Raw genomic sequence first — 1041 nt, 5'->3', positions numbered from 1 at the left:
GATTTCAGCTACGGGGGTCTTACCCTCTACGCCGGACCTTTCGCATGTCCTTCGCCTATCCATACGGTTTCTGACTCGTCTCATCGCCGGCAGACAATGAAAGAGAGATCCCACAACCCCCACGACGCAACCCCTGCCGGGTCTCACACGTCGTAGGTTTGGCCTCATCCGGTTTCGCTCGCCACTACTCCCGGAATCACGGTTGTTTTCTCTTCCTGAGGGTACTGAGATGTTTCACTTCCCCTCGTTCCCTCCACACTGCCTATGTGTTCAGCAGCGGGTGACAGCCCATGACGACTGCCGGGTTTCCCCATTCGGAAACCCCCGGATCAAAGCCTGGTTGACGGCTCCCCGGGGACTATCGTGGCCTCCCACGTCCTTCATCGGTTCCTGGTGCCAAGGCATCCACCGTGCGCCCTTAAAAACTTGGCCACAGATGCTCGCGTCCACTGTGCAGTTCTCAAGCAACGACCAGCCACCCATCACCCCGCCGAGATTCAGCGAGTTCACTGGGGCCGGCATCCCGAAGGTCGGACCAGCAGGTCCGTACCCTCAGATACCCAACAGCGCGCCGGGCACGACCCCTCGATGACACTCACGTTCCACGCCGAAGCAGTACTGGTGATCCATCAAGCGACCGTGCCGAATAATCAACGTTCCACCCATGAGCTGACCACCGCCGGACACTCGCCGGCGTAGTGGCTCTGTGACCGCCGAAGCGGTCAAAGATGCTCCTTAGAAAGGAGGTGATCCAGCCGCACCTTCCGGTACGGCTACCTTGTTACGACTTCGTCCCAATCGCCAGTCCCACCTTCGACAGCTCCCTCCCACAAGGGGTTGGGCCACCGGCTTCGGGTGTTACCGACTTTCGTGACGTGACGGGCGGTGTGTACAAGGCCCGGGAACGTATTCACCGCAGCAATGCTGATCTGCGATTACTAGCAACTCCGACTTCATGGGGTCGAGTTGCAGACCCCAATCCGAACTGAGACCGGCTTTTTGAGATTCGCTCCGCCTCGCGGCATCGCAGCTCTTTGTACC

The 1041-nt window shown here is 59.4% G+C and carries 2 rRNA genes; both read right to left on the bottom strand.

Going from position 1 to position 1041, the window contains the following annotated elements:
- Window positions 1–432 (bottom strand): 23S ribosomal RNA (locus ACWCXB_RS36585); the annotation flags it as partial.
- A gap of 307 nt (window positions 433–739) precedes the next feature.
- Window positions 740–1041: ribosomal RNA gene (locus ACWCXB_RS36580) — 16S ribosomal RNA — on the bottom strand; the annotation flags it as partial.

This window comes from Streptomyces sp. NPDC001514 (genome assembly GCF_053597075.1).
This window is presented reverse-complemented; position numbering and strand designations above follow the sequence as displayed.